1 protein-coding gene is annotated in these 260 nt (G+C 51.2%); it reads left to right on the top strand.

Annotation, left to right across the window (positions count from 1 at the left end; all coding sequences use genetic code 11):
- Nucleotides 1-252 (top strand): IS1 family transposase (locus tag HII27_RS26945; protein ID WP_000306783.1); only part of this gene is annotated, 252 nt, incomplete at its 5' end.
- Between the last annotated feature and the right edge of the window lie 8 nt (nt 253-260).

The following is a 260-nucleotide window of genomic DNA, read 5'->3' as shown; positions in this document are numbered from 1 at the left end:
CGTCTTATGAGCCTGCTGTCACCCTTTGACGTGGTGATATGGATGACGGATGGCTGGCCGCTGTATGAATCCCGCCTGAAGGGAAAGCTGCACGTAATCAGCAAGCGATATACGCAGCGAATTGAGCGGCATAACCTGAATCTGAGGCAGCACCTGGCACGGCTGGGACGGAAGTCGCTGTCGTTCTCAAAATCGGTGGAGCTGCATGACAAAGTCATCGGGCATTATCTGAACATAAAACACTATCAATAAGTTGGAGT

The sequence above is a fragment of the Kluyvera sichuanensis genome (assembly GCF_014218705.1).
Lineage (GTDB): Bacteria > Pseudomonadota > Gammaproteobacteria > Enterobacterales > Enterobacteriaceae > Kluyvera > Kluyvera sichuanensis.
The sequence above is the reverse complement of the archived record's forward strand: the minus strand, read 5'-3'. Positions and strand labels throughout refer to the sequence as shown.